Annotated in this window: 11 protein-coding genes and 1 pseudogene; 4 read left to right on the forward strand and 8 right to left on the reverse strand. The window is 61.2% G+C overall.

The genetic code is table 11. The features are described 5' to 3' along the window. Window positions 1-82: 82 nt before the first annotated feature. The 5 genes from bamE to AC07RO_RS26470 form a co-directional block, all read right to left on the reverse strand. Window positions 83-337, reverse strand: coding sequence for an outer membrane protein assembly factor BamE domain-containing protein (gene bamE, locus AC07RO_RS26450; RefSeq protein WP_192171240.1), 255 nt, complete (start codon window positions 335-337; stop codon window positions 83-85). A 311-nt stretch (window positions 338-648) separates the two neighbouring features. Beyond that, window positions 649-1,659 (reverse strand): class 1 fructose-bisphosphatase, encoded by a 1,011-nt coding sequence (locus AC07RO_RS26455; protein ID WP_065986681.1) that lies wholly within the window; start codon window positions 1,657-1,659, stop codon window positions 649-651. Between the two features lie 367 nt (window positions 1,660-2,026). Continuing rightward, on the reverse strand, window positions 2,027-3,373 hold the full coding sequence (locus tag AC07RO_RS26460) for a DUF3999 domain-containing protein (RefSeq protein ID WP_495087507.1): 1,347 nt from the start codon (window positions 3,371-3,373) through the stop codon (window positions 2,027-2,029). A gap of 50 nt (window positions 3,374-3,423) precedes the next feature. Then, window positions 3,424-6,294 (reverse strand): DUF2339 domain-containing protein, encoded by a 2,871-nt coding sequence (locus tag AC07RO_RS26465; RefSeq protein WP_495087503.1) that lies wholly within the window; start codon window positions 6,292-6,294, stop codon window positions 3,424-3,426. A 375-nt stretch (window positions 6,295-6,669) separates the two neighbouring features. After that, window positions 6,670-9,153, reverse strand: a complete 2,484-nt coding sequence (locus tag AC07RO_RS26470) for a glycogen/starch/alpha-glucan phosphorylase (protein ID WP_192171236.1) — start codon at window positions 9,151-9,153, stop codon at window positions 6,670-6,672. Window positions 9,154-9,533: 380 nt separating this feature from the next. On the opposite strand from AC07RO_RS26470, the gene pip reads away from it, so the two are divergent. The 4 genes from pip (at window position 9,534) to mdoH (ending at window position 15,753) form a co-directional block, all read left to right on the forward strand. Then, window positions 9,534-10,505, forward strand: a complete 972-nt coding sequence (pip, locus tag AC07RO_RS26475) for a prolyl aminopeptidase (RefSeq protein ID WP_122533954.1) — start codon at window positions 9,534-9,536, stop codon at window positions 10,503-10,505. Next, window positions 10,506-10,943 carry a D-aminoacyl-tRNA deacylase gene (gene dtd / locus AC07RO_RS26480; protein WP_192171234.1) on the forward strand — a complete coding sequence of 146 codons (438 nt, stop codon included), beginning with the start codon at window positions 10,506-10,508 and terminating at the stop codon, window positions 10,941-10,943. Between the two features lie 264 nt (window positions 10,944-11,207). Then, entirely contained in the window at window positions 11,208-13,163 is a 1,956-nt protein-coding gene (locus tag AC07RO_RS26485; RefSeq protein WP_282369765.1) for a glucan biosynthesis protein, read from the forward strand. Beyond that, window positions 13,156-15,753: a glucans biosynthesis glucosyltransferase MdoH gene (gene mdoH, locus AC07RO_RS26490; RefSeq protein ID WP_495087504.1), complete on the forward strand. Its 2,598-nt coding sequence runs from the start codon at window positions 13,156-13,158 to the stop codon at window positions 15,751-15,753. The genes AC07RO_RS26485 and mdoH overlap by 8 nt, the downstream gene beginning before the upstream one ends. A gap of 235 nt (window positions 15,754-15,988) precedes the next feature. Here the strand turns inward: mdoH and AC07RO_RS26495 are convergent, their stop codons facing one another. From AC07RO_RS26495 to AC07RO_RS26505, 3 genes and pseudogenes are all read right to left on the reverse strand, one after another. Next, window positions 15,989-17,932 (reverse strand): methyl-accepting chemotaxis protein, encoded by a 1,944-nt coding sequence (locus AC07RO_RS26495; RefSeq protein ID WP_495087505.1) that lies wholly within the window; start codon window positions 17,930-17,932, stop codon window positions 15,989-15,991. 182 nt (window positions 17,933-18,114) lie between these two features. Then, a complete protein-coding gene (locus tag AC07RO_RS26500) occupies window positions 18,115-18,978 on the reverse strand; it encodes a methyl-accepting chemotaxis protein (RefSeq protein WP_495087508.1) in 864 nt (287 codons plus the stop codon). 39 nt (window positions 18,979-19,017) lie between these two features. Next, window positions 19,018-20,184 (reverse strand): annotated as a pseudogene (locus AC07RO_RS26505) (methyl-accepting chemotaxis protein); the annotation flags it as partial. Window positions 20,185-20,326 lie beyond the last annotated feature (142 nt).

A 20,326-nucleotide genomic window follows, 5' to 3' on the forward strand; every position in this document is an offset into this window, starting at 1 on the left:
TCGGTTTCTGGCTTAACCGCACAGGCGCTGATCCACAATGCTGCCAGCGCCACGGCGCCGATTTTCAATCCCTGACGAATATTCATTCAAGCCCCTGCGCCGAGAACAGCACGACCTTGTCGGCGGCGTATTGGACGCTGATGAAAGTCTTCGCATCGCCCCACGTGCAACTGGACATTCCCAACGCGCCGGAGCATTCGGTCGGACTGCCGAGCAGTTGCTCGACTTGGGCCTTGGGCATGCCGGCCGAGATTTTCGAGTAATTTTCCTGAGTGACCTTGCTGCAGGCCGCCAGCAATACACAGAACGACAACACCGCGAGAGTGCGCAAAGACATGAGATGAAGCTCCTGAATCGAGGGAGGAGAGCAGCGCCGCAGCGCCGCCCTGATGCCGCAAGCTTAGAAGAAAAAAGGGGAGGACTGGTTTCGAGGAAGAGATTTTTCCGCTCGGCCAGACAGCACGCGGTTGTGCAGCAAAAGTAAACCCTGTGGGAGTGAGCTTGCTCACGAAGACGGAATTTCAGCCGCATAAAATTTAGCGGTTGTTCTTGCCCGCCTGCGACAACAGTGAAGCGCCACCCAGGTCACTTCCACTTAACCGGGTCCTGCAGAAAAGAAATGGCCGCCAAAGGCGGCCATCCAGGACGTTACTCCTTGTGATACGCCGTTGCGCGTTCCACTTCTTCTTTCGAACCCAGGAACACCGCGACGCGCTGGTGCAGGCCTTCGGGCTGGATGTCGAGGATGCGCTGATGGCCATCGGTCGACGCGCCGCCAGCTTGTTCCACCAGGAACGACATCGGGTTGGCTTCGTACATCAGGCGCAGCTTGCCTGGCTTGGAAGGCTCGCGGGAATCGCGCGGGTACATGAACAGACCGCCACGGGTCAGGATGCGGTGGACGTCGCCCACCATCGCCGCGACCCAGCGCATGTTGTAGTTCTTCTTCAACGGACCGTCTTCGCCAGCCAACAGCTCTTCGACGTAGCGCTTGACCGGGGCTTCCCAGTGACGCTGATTGGACATGTTGACCGCGAACTCCTGAGTGGACTCCGGGATCTTGATGTCTTCGTGGCTGAGGACAAAGCTGCCCATCTCGCGGTCCAGCGTGAAGCCCTTGACGCCGTCACCCAAGGTCAGCACCAGCATGGTCTGCGGGCCGTAGATGGCGTAACCGGCGGCGACTTGCTGGGTGCCTGGCTGCAGAAAGGCCTTCTCGTTCAGCGCTTCGTTCTGGCTCAGGTACTCGTTCGGGCAACGCAGCACCGAGAAGATCGTGCCGACCGGCGCATTGATGTCGATGTTGGACGAACCGTCCAGTGGGTCGAACACCAGCAGGTAGGCGCCTTTCGGGTATTTGCCGGGGATCTGGTAGGCGTTGTCCATTTCTTCGGACGCCATGCCAGCTAGGTGACCACCCCATTCGTTGGCTTCGAGCAGAATCTCGTTGGACATCACGTCCAGTTTCTTCTGCACTTCACCCTGCACGTTTTCGGTGCCCATGCTGCCGAGCACGCCGCCCAGGGCGCCTTTGGATACCGCGTGGCTGATCTCCTTGCACGCACGCGCCACCACTTCAATCAGAAAGCGCAGATCGGCAGGGGTGTTGTTGGTGCGGGTCTGCTCGATCAGATAACGACTCAAGGTAACGCGGGACATGGAGAGCTCCGAAATGGGGGATAAAAACGCGCACAGTCTAGCGTGAGCGGAGATTTAATACTGCCTGTCAGACCGGTTAGGTAGTGATTCAGTTCACGGGCTACATCCAAGTGCGACCGGCTTTAGCCGGGAAGAGGCCAGTGTGAACACCGCAAATCTTGCAGCGTGACGACCGACGCCTTCCCGGCTGAAGCCGGTCCCACAAGGGATCGTCGCACCCGGTCGCATCGGGTGTACGTTAAGCGTAACGCGATCGGGGTGACGAATTGGCGGCCATCGTCTGCAATTTTTTCGATGCCGGATCGATTCAGCGTCATCACCCCGACACTTATAATTTGGCGCCTCGATTGGCGCGTTATTTTGCGCGTTACTTGCTACGAGACCCGCGCAGTGTGCCAAGCGCCATCCAGGCCAGAAAAACCACGCCGAGTATCAGCACGGCCCACAAACCGATGCGTTTCAGGTCAGGACCACTGGCCTCCACGGGTGCAGCCGCAGCAACCGGCGCGACCGGTGTGGAGGCCATGGACGCACTGCCCAGCGCCGCCAGTTTCTCGGGGCTGACACCGGGAATCAGCGTCGCCAGTGGCAGCGCCGCGCTTTTCACCGTGGCATTGCCGACGGCCAGGCTGTAAGGCGGCGCGCCGCGGCCGAGAAACACCAGTTGCGTGGCGCGCACGGCAAAACTCAGCGTAGGCGCGTCATTGCCCAGGCCGCCGCCACGGTCATCCACCTCAAGTTTCAGCTGCTGCACGACGTTGCCCGGCAGCTCCATTTCATCCTGCACAACGTCCTGACCGTTCTGGCTGAGCCGATAAAGCAGGCCATTGTCGATCAACTGCCACGGCGCATTGCTATCGCGACGCCCATACAGCGTGGCGGGCGCGAGGCTGTTGGGTTGCGCGATGTCGATCCGCATCCGTTCCAGCGGCAGAGCCACCGGCAGTTGCCACACATACACGCCAGGTTTTTCGACGCGGCCATTGATGGCCGGCGACCAGCTCAACGGCAGCACGCCGGGCCGCGTGCTGATCAGTTGCACGGCGTTCAGCGTCGGCGCGGACAGGGGCGATTTCCACAGCAGACGCAGATAGCGGGCGCTGCGCCCCGGCAGATTGACGACGCGCTGCTCAACCAACTCTTCAGCAAATGACAGCCTCGCGACCTGACCCTCGCCCCAGCGCTGCCAGTGCTGGAGGTCGTCGCTGGCCTCGATGCTGAACCGCTGAAAGCCGTCGCGCTCGCTGCTCCAGTCCAGAATCAGTTGATCCAGCGGCGCGTTGATCGCGCTGGTGTCGAGCAGCCAGCCGCGCAGAATCTCTTCGCCCGCCTCGATCTCGCCTTGGGGCTGAACCTCCACCAGCGTGCCGTTGGGCGTGCGCTCGACGCGGATTTTCGGCTCGGCGTCTTTCGCGCCATCGCTGTTGTACAGCGGGAACCACTTCACCGAGACCGGGCTGGCGTCGGCGGCACGCTGAGGCGGGCTTTGAGTGATCGCGTAGGGCTGGGCCTGGCCGTCCGCATTGAAAACGCGCACATCGTTGAGATTGCTCTGGCGCGCGTTCAACTGCACGCCGAGGGGCAATTCCAGCCGATACCAAGGCCCTTCACCTCTGACGGTCAGGGGCGCATGGGTGGTGAAATCATCCGGCAGATCCTCCGCCTGACTGAGCGACGCCGCGCACAGCAGCGAGCCCAGCAACGGGACAAGCAGGGCAGCCTTGATGAAGAACTGACGACTCAACTGAACACTCCTTACACCCTTCATTTCGATGCCCGGTCCGTAATACCCGCATCGGTTAAACCCTCACTTCGGGCCGGATGCCGGGGCGGCAGGGGGGCGAAATATCCCACCACCAGCAACAGAACGCCAACGCCGATGAAGGAAATGATTCGCTCCAGTCCGCCGCGATTGCTCAGCTCGACGAAGAACAGTTTGGCGACGACAACCCCAATCAGCGCGGCGCCGACGATCCACAGGTCGCGGCGGGCGCGCAGGTGGCCGCCGATCATCAGCGCCAGCGCGGTCAGCGTCCAGACGATGGAGAGCCCGGCCTGCACCCGCATGGATTCAAACAACGCGTCGGGATGCCAGGCAATGCCGAGCCAGTGATGCGCCGTGCGCAGGACCATGGCTGTGATCAACGCAAATAGTGATGCGCCGGCAATGACCAGCGCCGCTTTTTGAGCCCGCCCCTCGCTGACGCCCAATTGCGGGAGTTGCTGGCGGCTCCAACTGAAGATACCGGTCAGTGTGATCAGCAAGCACAGCTCCAGCGGGTTCAGCAGCGGCAGATAGGGCAGGGGATCGGCAGCGCCTTCGCTGAACCCGTTCGCCAGCCAGAACCAGCCGAGCATCAATGCCGCCAGCGGCGCGGCGGCCCAGACGCGGTATTCGCGCGGGTACGCCCCGACAGGCCAGGGCCACGTGCGGGATGCGGTCATCGCCAGCAAGTACAGGCTCGGCAGCAACGCCCAGCCCAGCCAGCGCCAGGCGTTATACGACTCCGACAACACCAGCAATCCGTAACGAAGTTGCAGCGAGAGCACTGCGATGATCAGCCAGCAGCCGATCACATGGGCTGCACTGCGCAAGCGCGGGAGCAGCAGTTTGTCGAGCCGATTCAGCGACCACAGATGAACCGCAAACACCGCGAGCCAGCCCAGCCAGCCCCAATCGGCGGCGGGGTTGTAGTAAGAGTTGAAGCTCATCAGCGCCAGCAATACCGCACTCATGGGCGTCAGCAGCGTGGACAGCTGCGCGATGCCCGCCCAGTTCAGACGCAGGGCCGCCATTGTCCACAGCCCGACACTGAAAGCGCCCAACAGCAAGAGCGTCGAGAACTCGGTCTCTCCCGGCACGTAATGGGTGCTGACGCCCACTGCCGCGGACCACCACAGCGCGCCCCAGATCAACAGCAACGGCTGCAGGAAACGATTGCTCAACGACAAACGCAAGGTGCCTACGCGCTCGACCGTGAAGGCGCTGACCAGGCCGGCAAGCGCGATGATCAGCGGTGTCCAGAAATCGCCGTGGTTGAAGTTCGGCACAAACCAGCGGCCGACCACGCCAAGGAACGCGATCCCCGCGCCCAGTTGCAGCAGCAAGCCGAACGCCCGCGCCAGCAAGCGGTTCTGGCGCATGCCGAGCCAGAACACCGCCGCGCCTTCGACGGCCCAGGCGACCGTCGTCCATTGCGCGCTCAGGCCCAGCGGAATCGCCAGCGTGCCAAACACCACGCCCAGTGACAGGCACGTTTCGACCAACAGCAATGCCCGACCCGGTGCGCGCCCGGCCAGTAACCGGGCGATGCCCATGTACAGCAAGCCAAGCGCCAGTGCGCTCAACGCAGCGCCGAATTCCAGATGTTTGACGAGCGCGTATTGCAGGCCGAACCCCACGATGGGCGCGCCGAACAACAGGCTGCCATCCACGTAGTGAGTCTGGCGCGCGGACCAGCGCAGAGTGGCTTCGCGGCTTTCCTCGTCGGGCCCGGCGGCATGCTCTTGCAGCTTGCGCCGGGCGAACAGCAGGCCGATGGCCAGGTACATCAGGAAGAACAGAATCAGGAAGGGTTCGGTGCTCCAGAACAGCTCGGGCGTGTACGCGTCCATGCCCCAGGCGAAGCCAATGCCGAACGTGCCGATGAAGCCGATCAGGTTCAGCGGGCGCCATGCCTTGAACCACGCGATGGCGAAAATGCCGGCGTTGAGCAGGGCGAAATAACTGAACAACGCGACATGACTCCCCTCGCCGGAGGACGTCAGCAGCGGCGCAGCAAACCCACCCAGCGCGGCCACGCAGGCGAGGGCCAGGGAGTTTTGCGTGACGGCGAGAATGGCCGAAAACACGGTGACTGCAACCAACAGGCTGAACGCCATCCCCGGCGCCAGCAGGGTGTGGACTTTCATGGCGGCGAATACGGTCAGGTACAGCACCGCGACGCCCGTCCCCTGCAGCATCAACGCGAAGGATTCGTTGCGTTGACGCAACCACCAACCCAGACCCAGCAGCGCCAGGGCGGCCAACGCCACGCCGGCATAACGGGCTTCGATCGGGACGACCATGCCTTCGGTGGCGTAGCGCAGCAGAAACGCCAGTCCGAGAAACAGCAGCACCACGCCGACCCGCAGCACGGTGTTGCCACCCAGCAGCCAGTTTTTCGCGCGCAGTAAGGCGCTGTCGAAGAGGCTGTGCTGGGGAGGAGCGGGCTGGGTTGAAGCGGGCAGGGAGGCGGGCGGGTAGCTCGGGGCTATAGGTGATGGCGCTCGCGCAGGCCGGCTCCATTCTGAGTCGCCAGCGTCCGAGGCGGCCGGTTCAAGATCCGGGAGGTCCCACAGCAGTTCCGGGCCGTCGTCTGCGATGGGCTGAACATTCAACGGCGCAGGCGCGGGCGCATCCGGCAATTGCGCGGCGGCTGAGTCCAGCTGGCTAAGGCGTTGTTGAACGGCGTTGAGGTCCAGCCGGGTTTTGGCGAGCTCGGCTTTCTGCGCAGCGGTCTCCCGCGTCAATGCGCTGAGCCGGAAGCTCAAGCCCGCGGCCAGGCCAATGACCGCGCCGACAGCGCCGCCCAACAGCGACTCATCAAGAAGCGCTCCGATTACCAGACCGGCCAGCAGAAGAATCCATTGCACGCGACGACATCCCTTTTCGGCCGATTAACGGCGATGGCGAAAAGTATATCGGGCCTCAGGAAAGGGGAAACATTTTGTGTCGGGGAGGAGATCTGGGTTTAAGAGGGCGGTGAAGGGGGGCGGCGTTTTTTTGTGAGTGAAGGTAAGTCTTCGCGAGCAAGCTCGCAGGATCGAGGTGAGGTCAGGATCTTGGCCTCGCTGCTGGAATTGTGGGAGTGAGCTTGCTCACGAAGAGGGCGGTACATCCGCTAAATCACCAGCGGCTGAAATACCTATTCGCGAGCAAGCTCGCTCCCACAGGATTTGCATCTGCTTCGAAACCGAGTGCTGTGGCCGAGGTGATCGTCTCGGATGAGACAATCACCCCACGCGTCCTTAATCCAGCGCGTTCCAGATTTCGGTCGCGTACTCGCGGATGGTCCGGTCCGAAGAGAACCAACCCATGCGCGCGGTGTTGAGCACCGCCGAGCGCCACCATTCTTTCGAATCGTGCCAGCGCGCTTCCACCTTGGCCTGGGCGTGCCAGTACGACTCGAAGTCCGCGCAGACGAAGAAGCGGTCGTAGTTGATCAACTGATCGATCAGCCCGGCATAGCGATACGGATCATCCGGCGAGAACACCCCGCCCCGAATCGCTTGCAGCACGTCATTCAAACGCCCGGACGCCGCGATGTCCTGATGGGCGTTGAACTCACCGGCATGCTTGCGCGCTTCGACTTCCTGCGCGGTCATGCCGAAGATGAACATGTGCTCCAGGCCGACCTGCTCGCTCATCTCCACGTTGGCGCCGTCGAGGGTGCCGATGGTCAGCGCACCGTTGAGGCCGAACTTCATATTGCTGGTGCCGGACGCTTCCAGACCTGCCGTGGAAATCTGCTCCGACAAATCCGCCGCTGGAATGATGCTTTCCGCCAGGCTGACGTTGTAGTTGGGCATGAACACCACTTTCAAACGGCCGCGCAGCGTCGGGTCATTGTTGACCGTACGCGCGATGTCGTTGGTCAGCTTGATGATCAGCTTGGCCGAGTGATAACTGGCCGCCGCCTTGCCGCCGAAGATCTTCACCCGCGGCACCCAATCGGTGCTCGGGTCGGCGCGCATGGCCTGATACAGCGCCACAGTGTGGAACAGGTTCAGCAACTGACGCTTGTACTCGTGGATGCGTTTGACCTGCACGTCAAACATCGCCTCGGGGTTAACCGAGATGCCCATGCGTTCCTGAATGATCGAGGCCAGGGCTTGTTTGCTTTGCAGGCGCTGAGCAGCGAACTCCTTCTGGAAACGTGCGTCGTCGGCCAGCGGCTCCAGTTTCAGCAGTGCGGTCTCGTGGTTGTCGAGCACCTGCTCGCCCAGCTCGTTGACCAGCATGGACGTCAGTTGCGGGTTGGACTGGAACAGCCAGCGGCGGAAGGTGATGCCGTTGGTTTTATTGTTGATGCGATCCGGGTGCAGCTTGTGCAGATGGGCGAAAACGGTTTTTCGCATCAGCTGCGTGTGCAGCGCTGACACACCGTTCACGCTGTGCGAACCGAGGAATGCCAGGTTACCCATGCGCACGCGACGGCCGTTGTCTTCTTCGATCAGCGACACGGCGCGCAGCAGGTCGAACAGTGCGGGGTCGTCTTTGAAGTCCTGGCGAACCTTGTCGATGTGCTGAGCGTTGATCATGTAAATGATCTGCATGTGGCGCGGCAACATGCGCTCCATCAGGCCGACCGACCAGGTTTCCAGCGCTTCAGGCAGCAGCGTGTGGTTGGTGTACGCCAGGGTGCCCACGGTGATGCGCCAGGCCTCGTCCCACTCCACGTCGTGCAGGTCGATCAGAACGCGCATCAGCTCTGCCACAGCGATCGACGGGTGCGTGTCGTTCATCTGGATGGCCACATGTTCCGGCAGGCTGCTGATGCTGTAGCCCATGTTCTTGTGACGGCGCAGCAAATCCTGCAGCGACGCCGAGACGAAGAAGAACTCCTGACGCAGGCGCAGTTCCTGGCCCGCTTCGGTGCTGTCGTTTGGATACAGCACACGGGAAATACTTTCTGCCCGCACCACTTCCGCCACCGCACCGACGTGGTCACCGGCGTTGAAGCGTTCCAGGTGCAGGTCTTCCACGGCGCGCGCACGCCACAGGCGCAGCGTGTTCACCGCTTTGCCGCGCCAGCCCACAACCGGGGTGTCGTACGCGATCGCGCGGACGGTTTCACCTGCGGTCCAGACCTGACGGGTTTCGCCCGAGGCGTCCAGTACTGGCGCGCCGGCTGCATCAAGCAGGGGCTGGACGCTGCCGCCGAAGCCGATCTGATAAATCACTTCAGGGCGTTCGAATTCCCACGGGTTACCGAAGTCCAGCCAGTTCTCGGTCTGCTCCTGCTGCCAGCCATCGACGATGGCCTGACGGAACAGGCCGTGCTCGTAACGAATGCCGTAGCCATGACCCGCAATGCCGAGGGTCGACATGCTTTCCATGAAGCACGCCGCCAGACGACCGAGGCCGCCGTTGCCGAGTGCAGCATCAGGCTCCAGCGAGCGGATTTGCTCAAGGTCGACGTTCAGGCCCTTCAACGCTTCGCGCGCGGTTTCGAGAATGCCCAGGTTGCTCAGGCTGTCGAACATCAGACGGCCGATCAAGAACTCGAGGGATAGGTAATAGACGCGCTTCTTTTCCTGCCGGTAGACGTAGCGCGTGTGGTTCATCCAGCGCTCGGCCATTTTGTCGCGCGTCGCCAGGGCGATTGCCATGAACCAGTCATGATCGAAGGCATGGTCGGGGTCTTTACCGACGGCATACTCGAGTTTGTTCAGCACAGCTTCTCGGAAGGCTGCCACTTCAGCGTCACGAACGTTGGGTTCCGGAGACATCGGGTACGACCTCAAGTTGGTTTGACGATTAAATGGGTGGGTTGACTGTAGGGCGTGTCATTGGTTATTTCCTCCCGATCGGATGAAAAATACGCGGTTGCACGACCCTCGGTTCGACTCGAACAAGCTACCTCGGTTCGCCGTCAATGCACACCGGCGGCGAATATCTGGCGCTTTCCCCCTGATCTGGAGACGGCTTGCATTGATCGTTCCACTCTGGCGTTGATCTTGCTCATGCCTGCTTTCAGTGGGCTTATGCCGCGTGAAACAGGGGATCACAGTTGGCCAGAATGAGGCAGACATGTTCATTCGCCGATTCGGGTTTATGATGCCCCACGGCAGATAGACCGCAGCCCCTGAACCGGACTTTTGGAGCACCTATGCAGACTTTGTACCCGCAGATCAAACCTTACGCCCGGCACGATCTGGCGGTGGAAGAGCCGCATGTGCTGTATGTCGATGAAAGCGGCTCGCCAGACGGCTTGCCCGTCATCTTCATCCACGGCGGGCCGGGTTCGGGATGCGACGCACAGAGCCGCCGCTACTTTGATCCGAACCTCTACCGCATCATTACTTTCGATCAGCGCGGTTGCGGCCGGTCCATTCCTCACGCCAGCCTGGAAAACAACACCACCTGGCATCTGGTCGACGACCTCGAACGCATTCGCACTCACCTTGGCATCGACAAATGGGTGGTGTTCGGTGGCTCGTGGGGTTCGACGCTTTCCCTGGCCTACGCACAGAAGCACCCGGATCGGGTTCATGCACTGATTTTGCGCGGCATCTTTCTGAGCCGTCCCCAGGACATCAAGTGGTTCTATCAAGAGGGCGCAAGCCGCCTCTTTCCTGATTACTGGCAGGATTACATGGCGCCGATTCCGCCGGACGAGCGCCACGACGTGCTCGGCGCATTCCACAAGCGCCTCACCGGCAGTGACCAGATTGCGCAGATGCACGCCGCCAAGGCATGGTCGACGTGGGAAGGCCGCACCGCCACGTTGCGTCCGAACCCGCAGGTGGTCGATCGCTTCACTGAGCCCCATCGCGCCCTGTCCATCGCGCGCATCGAATGCCACTACTTCACTAATGGCGCGTTCCTTGAAGAAAACCAGTTGATTCGCGACATGCCGAAGATCGCCCATTTGCCGGGCATCATCGTCCATGGCCGCTACGACATGATCTGCACGCTGGACAATGCCTGGGAACTGCATCAGGCGTGGCCGAACAGTGAGCTGCAGGTCATCCGCGACGCCGGGCACTCGGCGTCCGAGCCGGGCATCACCGACGCGCTCGTGCGCGCAGCGTCAGAAGTGGCGCGCCGTTTGCTGGATCTGCCACCGGAAGAGGCGTAAATGAAAGCGTTGCTGCAGCGCGTTTCCCAGGCGCGCGTCGACGTCGCCGGCGAAACCATTGGCGCGATTGATCAAGGATTAATGGTCCTGATTGGCATCGAGCCTCAAGACACGCCGACCAGCGCCGACAAGATGTTGCACAAGCTGCTTAACTACCGGGTATTCAGTGACGCCGACGCAAAGATGAACCTTTCGTTAACCGACGTTAATGGCGGGTTGTTGCTGGTCTCTCAGTTCACACTGGCGGCGGATACCAAAAGCGGGATGCGGCCGAGCTTTTCAAAAGCCGCGCCTCCGGCACTCGGTGCCGAGCTGTTTGGCTACCTGGTGACGAAGGCCAGAACGTCTCACCCGACCGTGGAAACGGGCCAGTTTGGTGCAGATATGCAGGTGCATCTGGTCAATGATGGTCCTGTGACATTTTTGCTTGAGACCTGAATAGCAGGGTCTGTTTGATGACCCCGGATTTACGCGCTTTAACCGCAATAAATAGTTTGCGTCACCTGATGCGTTGTAACGCGAGCTACTGGATAATCGCGCGCTACAAGGACGGGCCAGGGCCCGTCAAATCGGTAAAACGCAGACTGGTCCGACACCGCTTGGGGAATCATTGGCCCCTTTTGGAGTCGGAACAATGCTCGCCAACCCGGCATTTGATAGCTGGCCGTTGGTTTCTTCATCTGTTTTCGGCGAGGGTTGCTCGTGATTGTTAGTCCATGTAATGCACCAAAGAACCCGGGTGGTCGCTTGCGTAGCGCACTGCTGGCAGGGTCGGCTTTGTTTTGTCTGTTCGGCGCCAGTCAGCTGTGGGCGTTCGATCTCGACGACGTGGCGACAAAGGCCAAAGATCTGGCCGGACAGAAATTCACCGCGCCGAAGAGCAATCTTCCGGCCGAATTCCGCGACATGAAGTTCGCGGACTATCAAAAGATCCGCTTCCTGCAAGACAAAGCCGAATGGGCCAATGACAAGACTCCGTTCAAGGTGTCTTTCTACCACCAGGGCATGCACTTCGACACCCCGGTCAAGATCAACGAAGTCACCGCCAACTCCGTCAACGAGATCAAGTACGACCCGAGTCGTTTCGATTTCGGCGACGTGAAGTTCGATCCGAAGTCGACCGAGAACCTGGGCTATGCCGGTTTCCGCGTGACTTACCCGATCAACAAAGATGACAAGCAAGACGAAATCATGACCATGCTGGGCGCGAGCTACTTCCGCGTCATCGGTAAAGGTCAGGTCTACGGTCTGTCTGCACGCGGGATGGCGATCGACACGGCCATGCCCTCGGGTGAGGAATTCCCTCGCTTCACCGAATTCTGGATCGAGAAGCCGAACCCGGATGACAACCATCTGGTCATCTTCGCCCTGCTCGACTCCCCTCGCGCCACTGGCGCGTACAAGCTGACCCTGCGTCCGGGCACCAATACACTGGTTGATGTCCAGTCGCGCATGTACCTGCGTGACAAGGTCGGCAAACTGGGTGTTGCGCCGCTGACCAGCATGTACCTGTTCGGTGCCAATCAGCCGTCGAAAGTCCTCAACTATCGCCGCGAGCTGCACGACTCCAGCGGTCTGTCGATTCAGGCCGCCAATGGCGAGTGGATCTGGCGCCCGCTGAACAACCCTAAACACCTCTCGGTCAGCAGCTTCTCTGTGGAGAACCCGCGCGGTTTTGGTCTGCTGCAACGTGGCCGCAACTTCAGCCACTACGAAGATCTGGATGACCGCTACGACAAACGTCCAAGCGCCTGGATCGAGCCGAAGGGCGACTGGGGCAAGGGCACTGTTGATCTGGTAGAGATCCCGACTGCCGACGAAACCAACGACAACATCGTTGCGTTCTGGAAGCCGGAAACCCAGCCAGAGCCGGGTCAGGCGATCGACTTCAACTATCGTCTGCACTGGACCATGGATGAAGATGCCATTCACTCGCCAGATCTGGGCTGGGTCAAGCAGACCCTGCGCTCCACTGGTGATGTGAAGCAGTCGAACCTGATTCGTCAACCGGACGGCAGCGTTGCCTACCTGGTCGATTTTGTTGGCCCGACCCTCGCCAAGCTGGGCGAAGATCCGTCGATCCGCAGTCAGGTCATCACCGACGACAACACTGATCTGGTCGAGAACAACCTGCGCTACAACCCGGTGACCAAAGGCTGGCGTCTGACGCTGCGCCTGAAGGTCAAGGATCCGGGCAAGGCGGTTGAGATGCGTGCTTATCTACTGCGCGAAACCCCTGCCGAGCCAGGCAAAGAGCCCGCGGTGATCACAGCTGACAAGTCCGACAAGAAACCGGCCGCCAAAGCTGATTCCAAGCCTGCCGTTGCCGCTGCGCCAGTCGTTGCTGCACCGAAAGACGAGAAAGCTGAAATCGTCAAAACCGACGCCTTGAAGGCGGGTGATGCGAAGGAAGCCAAAGGTCCTAAAGCCGACAGCAAAGACGCCGCCAAGTCTGCCGACGCCACCAAAGTAGCGGAAGCCAAGTCGGACGAGGCCTCCAAGCCCGAAGCCGCGCTGGGCGACGCTGCCAAGGCCAACAAAGGCGTGAAAGATACCCCGCAGCCAGCGGTAGAGGCTGCATCCACCCAACAGGGGCCGGCCATGATTCAACAAGTCCTGACCGAAACCTGGAGCTACCAGTTGCCAGCCGATGAGTAATTCACACGCGGTGCCAGAGCCTTTGAATGAGTCTCTCAGCGAGTACCTGGCGCACTTGCCGATGACCGATGCGCAGCGGGCAGAACTTGCCAGCTGCACCTCGTTCGCTGAGTTGCACGAACGCCTTTCGGCGCAAACCGTCGCTGATTCTGCCGAGGCCTCCCAGGCTTCGGTGGGTCGTCGCCTCACCCTGACGACCGCTGATGAACTGCGCGAGGCCGAGATGCTGAGTGTCGACGCCAGCGGCCGCGTGGTCCTGAAAGCGACGCCGCCGATTCGTCGGACCAAAGTCGTGCCGGAGCCGTGGCGGACCAACATCCTGCACCGCGGCTGGCGCCGGTTGACCGGGAAATCCAACCCGCCGCCGCCCAAGGACGATTTGCCACGGGATCTGCCGAAGGCGCGCTGGCGCACTGTCGGTTCGATCCGTCGCTACATTTTGCTGATCCTCATGCTGGGCCAGACCATCGTCGCCGGCTTCTACATGAAAGGCATCCTGCCGTATCAGGGCTGGTCGCTGGTTTCGTTCGACGAAATCAGTCATCAGACCTTGTGGCAGACCGCGGTTCAGGTCATGCCGTACGCGTTGCAGACCAGCATTCTGTTGCTGTTCGGCATTCTGTTCTGCTGGGTATCAGCGGGTTTCTGGACCGCGCTGATGGGCTTCCTCGAACTGCTCACTGGCCACGACAAGTACCGTATTTCCGGTGCCAGTGCGGGCAATGAGCCGATCGAAGCCGGTGCGCGCACTGCGCTGGTCATGCCGATCTGCAACGAAGACGTGCCTCGTGTATTCGCGGGTCTGCGGGCGACGTTCGAATCGGTCAAGGCCACGGGCGATCTGGATCGTTTCGACTTCTTCATTCTCAGCGACTCCAACGAAACCGACATCTGCGTGGCCGAGCAACAAGCCTGGCTGGACGTGTGCCGTGAGACCGGCGGTTTCGGCAAGATCTTCTATCGTCGTCGCCGCCGTCGCGTTAAGCGCAAGAGCGGTAACCTCGATGACTTCTGCCGTCGCTGGGGCGGTGAATACCGCTACATGGTCGTCCTTGACGCTGACTCTGTCATGAGTGGCGACTGCCTGACCAGCCTCGTGCGTCTGATGGAAGCGACGCCGGACGCCGGTATTATCCAGACCGCGCCGCGTGCTTCGGGCATGGATACGCTGTATGCCCGCATGCAGCAGTTCGCGACTCGCGTATACGGCCCGCTGTTCACGGCCGGCCTGCACTTCTGGCAGCTGGGTGAATCCCACTACTGGGGTCACAACGCGATCATCCGCATGAAGCCATTCATCGAGCATTGCGCCCTGGCGCCGCTGCCCGGGAAGGGCGCCTTCGCCGGTGCGATTCTGTCCCACGACTTCGTCGAAGCAGCGCTCATGCGCCGTGCCGGCTGGGGCGTGTGGATTGCCTACGACCTGCCGGGCAGTTACGAAGAGCTGCCGCCGAACCTGCTGGATGAGCTCAAGCGTGACCGTCGCTGGTGCCACGGTAACTTGATGAACTTCCGCCTGTTCCTGGTCAAAGGCATGCACCCGGTACACCGTGCGGTGTTCCTGACCGGCGTGATGTCCTATCTGTCGGCGCCGTTGTGGTTCTTCTTCCTGGTGTTGTCCACTGCGTTGCTAGCGGTGAACACGCTGATGGAGCCGACCTACTTCATGGAGCCGCGTCAGCTGTATCCGTTGTGGCCACAGTGGCACCCGGAAAAAGCCGTCGCCTTGTTCTCGACGACCGTCGTGCTGTTGTTCCTGCCGAAACTGCTCAGCGTGATTCTGATCTGGGCCAAGGGCGCGACCGGCTTTGGTGGTCGTATCAAGGTCACGATGTCGATGCTGCTGGAAATGCTGTTCTCCATGCTGCTGGCGCCGGTGCGCATGATCTTCCACACCCGCTTTGTACTGGCCGCGTTCCTGGGCTGGGCTGCGACGTGGAACTCACCGCAGCGTGATGATGACTCCACGCCGTGGAGCGAAGCGGTCAAGCGTCACGGACCGCAGACGCTGCTGGGCTTTTGCTGGGCGCTGCTGGTGGCTTGGCTGAACCCGAGCTTCCTGTGGTGGCTGGTGCCGATCGTGGGTTCGTTGATGCTGTCGATCCCGGTGTCGGTGATTTCCAGCCGCACGAATCTGGGTTTGAAGGCGCGCGACACCAAGCTGTTCCTGATCCCGGAAGAGCACACGCCGCCGCAAGAACTGGTGTCCACTGACAAGTACACCCACGAGAACCGCTGGCACGCGCTGAACGACGGCTTTGTTCGCGCCGTGGTTGATCCGCAGCAGAACGCCTTGGCCTGTGCGCTGGCGACCTCTCGCCATCGCGAAGCCGAGCCGATCGAGTGGATGCGTGTCGAGCGTGTGCGTCATGCGATCAAGGGTGGCCCTGAACTCCTGAATAACCATGAGCGCCTGCAATTGCTGAGCGATCCGGTTGCCCTGGCCCGGTTGCACGAATTGGTCTGGAGCGAAGGCAATTCTGCCTGGCTCAATGCCTGGCGCGCCTCGGTCGAAGCCGATCCCCATGCGCCGCTGCTGCCTCTGCAGCCAGCGACCCATGTGAACGACGCGACCCTCGTCAACGCCTGATCCACCCGCTAAACAAAACGCCGCCGAAGAGTGATCTTCGGCGGCGTTTTTGTTTGAGAGTCTGTGTTGGTCCATCCCTGTAGGACTGGCTTTAGCCGGGAAGAGGCCAGTGCGTGCGCTATTAATTCTGCGGTGTGAATGCAGACGCCTTCCCGGCTAAAGCCAGTCCCACTAAAAACTGTGAACTCTGTGGGATCGGCTTTAGCCGGGAAGGCGTCGGTTGCCACACCACAAATCAACTCACCCGAAACTTCCCGACCATCTCCTGCAACTGCACCCCGAGCCGCGCCAGTTCAATGCTCGACGCGGCCGTCTCTTCGCTGGACGCGGCGGTTTGCTCGGAGACATCCCGCACGTTCAGCACGCTGCGATTGATCTGCTCCGCCACGCTGCTCTGCTCCTCGCCCGCCGCAGCGATCTGCTGGTTCATTGTCTGAATCGTCGACACCGTGCGTGTGATGTGTCCTAGGGCATCGCCGGCCTGACGACTCAGCTCGACGCTGCTGTCGGTCAGGGTCCGGCTGGCATCAAGGGTCATCACCACCTGCTGGGTGCCGCTTTGCAGCGCCGCGATCAGCACTTCGATTTCTTCGGTGGATTCCTGAGTGCGTTGCGCCAGGCCGCGAACCTCATCGGCCACCACCGCAAAGCCGCGTCCCGCTTCGCCTGCACGGGCGGCCTCGATGGCGGCGTTCAGTGCGAGCAGATTGGTCTGCTGCGACACTGACTTGATCACGTCGAGCACCCCGCCGATCTTGTCGCTCTCCAGTTTCAGCTTGCCCATGGCTTGGGTTGAGTTGTTGACCTCCAGCGCTAGGCGCTCGATCTGCGCGATAGCGTCGTTGACCACCTTGTCGCCGTCCCGCGCCTGCTGATCAGCGTGCCGCGCGGCTTCACTGGCTTCTTCGGCATTGCGGGCCACTTCCATCACGGTCGAGGTCATCTGGTTCATCGCCGTGGCGACGCAGTCCGTTTCGTCTTTCTGGCTGGTGACGCCCACGCTGGTCTGCGCAGTGACGGCCGACAGCTGCTCTGCCGCGCTGGCAATCTGGGTCACGCCGTCGCTGATGCCGCTGATGAGTTGCCGCAGGCTCAGGGTCATGTCCTGCATGCTGCGCTGGAGCATGCCCATTTCGTCGCGACGGCCGATTTCCAGGTCCTGACTCAGATCACCCTTGGCGATGCGCGCGGCGGCGCTCAACGTCAGCCGTAGCGGCGCGATGATCTGCTGGGTGATCAGCCAGGCGGCCAGCAGGCCAAGCAGCATCGCCAACCCGGCCACGCCACTGAGCGTCTGCCGCGACTGAGTGGCTTCGGCATCACGCCGCTGGCCTTGCAGCGCAGTGATCTCACAGGTTGATGTCAGCAGATTCTCGCTAAGCGCCTCCATGGACTCCTGGGCCGCTTCAACCTTGACCTGGAGGTCCTTGAACTGGCCCATGTGCTCGCGGTACTTGAGCAGCGTCTTGCGGGCGTTGAGCAATTCACTGACATTGCCATCGGCCTGGTCGGTGGCAATTTGTTCGACTTCCTTCAGCGCTTCGTCGATGGCGGTAATGGCGGCGACCTCGTAGGACTCCTTACCGCTGAACACGTACGCCTGGACTTCGTAACGGGCGTTCTGCACCTGGCCGCGCAGCTGCTGGATGTTGGTGAACTCCCCCAGCCGCTCGCTGCTGTCCTGCTCCTGACTCACAGCCTTCAAGACTTCGCTTTCCACCTGGCCAATGGACGTGATCGCCTCTTCAGACAGAACGGCCAGTTGAGCGCGGGAATCTGCCCGCGCACTCAACAGCTTGGCCAGATCGGCGAAGGTGGCTTCGAGGGCTCGTACGGTGTCGCTCTGCCCGTTGAGTAACGTGAGGATGTCGGCCGGTGGGGCGTCGTCACGCAGGAGCACCAGATGCGCTTCGATCTCATTGATGCGGGCAACGACGCGCGAGGCGCTGTCAGCGGTGTTTTCGACCCGAAAGACAATGCGCTCGGCGCGCAGGTCCTTGGTCATCGCGTTGAGCTGGGCGATGGAGGTCAATGACTCCGAGCGCTCGATCATGGTGTCGAGCCCATGCCAGCCGGTCAGCGTGATGGCCAGGGTCAGAAGCAAAACCAGGCCGAAGCCCAGCGAGAGTTTGAGTTTGACGCTGGTGTTGGCCAGCGTCCGGTTGATGCCTTGCAGCATGATGCGTCTCCTGCGGATGAGCGATAAACGCGCATCGGCAGGGCAAGCGGAGGCGTGACCTGATCAGGTCGTAGGAGATTTCCGAGAGGTGGGAAGGGGTGACGCGTGTCACAGATTCCACCCCTGATCGGAGGTTTTGCGGCTGGTGCGTTACTGAGACGGGTGCGGGTCAGGCAACTGAATCAGACCCGGAAGCGACCCACCAGCGCTTGCAGATGGCTGCCCAGTCGCGCCAGTTCGACGCTCGATGCGGCGGTTTCTTCGCTGGCCGCGGAGGTCTGTTCCGACACATCGCGCACATTGAGCACGCTGCGGTTGATCTCTTCGGCGGTGGCGCTTTGCTCCTCGGCCGCGGCAGCGATTTGCTGGTTCATGGATTGAATCGCAGACACGGTGCGGGTGATGCTTTCCAACGAGCTGCCAGCACGTCGGGTCAGCTCTACGCTGCTGACAGTGAGCTCACGGCTGTTGTCCATGATCGTCGCCACCTGCCGCGTGCCGTTCTGCAGGCCGGAAATCAGTTCCTCGATCTCTTCAGTGGATTTCTGAGTACGCTGCGCCAGGCTACGCACTTCGTCCGCCACCACAGCAAATCCGCGACCAGCCTCGCCCGCCCGCGCAGCCTCGATAGCGGCGTTCAGGGCGAGGAGGTTGGTTTGCTGTGCGACGGATTTGATCACGTCGAGGACGCTGCCGATCTTGTCGCTCTCGCGCTTGAGCTCGGCCATGGCCTCGGTGGAGTGACCGACTTCGGTGGCGAGAAGCTCGATCTGGGCGATGGCCTCGTTGACCACCTTGTCGCCTTCGCGCGCCTGGAGGTCGGCAGCTACGGCGGCCTCGGACGCTTCTTCGGCGTTACGGGCGACTTCCTGCACCGTGGCGGTCATCTCATGCATCGCGGTCGCTACCTGGTCAGTCTCGACCTTCTGGCTGTTGACGCCGGCGCTGGTCTGTTCGGTGACCGCCGACAGCTCTTCGGCAGCGCTGGCGATCTGAGTTACGCCTTCGCCGATGCCGCTGATCAACTGACGAAGCTCCACGGTCATGCGCTGGATGCTGCCCTGCAACTGACCCAGCTCATCGCGGCGGTCGACGCTCAAGTTGTGGGTCAGATCACCGGACGCCACGCGCTCGACCGCCACGAGCGTCTGGCCCAGCGGCACTGTGATTTGTCGTGTGATGATCCAGGCGGCGAGAACACCGAGGATCAGGGCCACTATCGTAGCGATGCCAAGCGTCGATTGGGCCTGACGAGTGTCTGCATCACGCTTGGCGTTTTGCGAACTGTTCAATTGTTCGCTGTTGTCCAGCAGCTGCTGGCCCAGCTCGGTCATTTTGGCCAGGGCCTGAACGCTGACCAGTTGTGCGTCACGGTACTGGCCGACAGCGTCGCGGTAGCCTTTGAGCGCCAGGTTGGCCTTTTGCAGCTGCGGGATGTATTGGGAGGAAACGTCCCCGGCCAGCGTGTTCACTCCGACGATGGCTTCGTCGATGGCGGCGGTGGCGTTCTTCTCGAAATCCGCTTTGCCGCTGAAGGTGTAACCGCGCACCTGGAAGCGTGCCTGCTGAATCTGTTTGCTGACATCCACCGCGCTGTTGAATTGCAGGATGTTGTCGTGCTGGATCAACGCTTCTTCGATCTTTTTGACGACATCTACGGCTGCGTCGGCCGTAGTTCCCAGATTGGTTCGGCTCGCTTCGCGGGTCTGGATGGCTTTGGTCATGTCGCCAAAGGCGCGGCGGTATTCGCCCGCGGCCTGAGCCTGAGCGTCCATCAGTTTGAGATCGCCGACACCTTTGACCATGCTCTGCGCGGTTTTCAGGTCGGCGTCGAGATTGTCCAGCGCGGTCATGACAGCCGTCGCGGCTTCAGCGGTGTATTGGGTTTCATACACCATGCGTGCCGTGCGCAGGTCCATCGTCCGCTCACTGATCTGCGAGATCATCCCCAGCTTGTCGCCGCGCTCGATCAACGCCTTCACGCTAGACCACCCCGTCGCCGTGATGAGCAGCGTCAGCAATAGCACCAGGCCGAAACCGATACCCAGTTTGAGGCTGACGCTCATATTTCCAAGGCGTTGGGTAAACCAGCGAGACATGATGATTCCTGCGAATTGTAGTGATGGACGCCTGTACATCGGCCGCTGCGTGACGAACTGAAGCGTGGGGTGATGAAGAGGGCGTGGGGGTGTTGGATGGAAAATTCCCCATCGCTCTGACACCGCGTAATTCAGCCAGCCAACACTGCCCATGTGAGACTGAGCTTGCTCAGGAAGAAGCCGGGACAGTCAGCAACGTTGTCGGGTGACTGACAGTGAGCCTTCGCGAGCAAGCTCGCTTGTATGGTTAGACTTGAAGGGGTGGTGGGACGAACAGTTCGCATCTGACTGCTGC

This window comes from Pseudomonas sp. GW821-FHT07F05, from assembly GCF_059418765.1.

Coding starts and splice junctions, on each gene's coding strand:
- mdoH (WP_495087504.1), top strand. CDS start 13,156: ATGAGTAATTCACACGCGGTGCCAGAGCCTTTGAATGAGTCTCTCAGC.
- AC07RO_RS26470 (WP_192171236.1), bottom strand. CDS start 9,153: ATGTCTCCGGAACCCAACGTTCGTGACGCTGAAGTGGCAGCCTTCCGA.
- pip (WP_122533954.1), top strand. CDS start 9,534: ATGCAGACTTTGTACCCGCAGATCAAACCTTACGCCCGGCACGATCTG.
- AC07RO_RS26495 (WP_495087505.1), bottom strand. CDS start 17,932: ATGCTGCAAGGCATCAACCGGACGCTGGCCAACACCAGCGTCAAACTC.
- bamE (WP_192171240.1), bottom strand. CDS start 337: ATGTCTTTGCGCACTCTCGCGGTGTTGTCGTTCTGTGTATTGCTGGCG.
- AC07RO_RS26500 (WP_495087508.1), bottom strand. CDS start 18,978: ATGACCGTGGAGCTTCGTCAGTTGATCAGCGGCATCGGCGAAGGCGTA.
- AC07RO_RS26455 (WP_065986681.1), bottom strand. CDS start 1,659: ATGTCCCGCGTTACCTTGAGTCGTTATCTGATCGAGCAGACCCGCACC.
- dtd (WP_192171234.1), top strand. CDS start 10,506: ATGAAAGCGTTGCTGCAGCGCGTTTCCCAGGCGCGCGTCGACGTCGCC.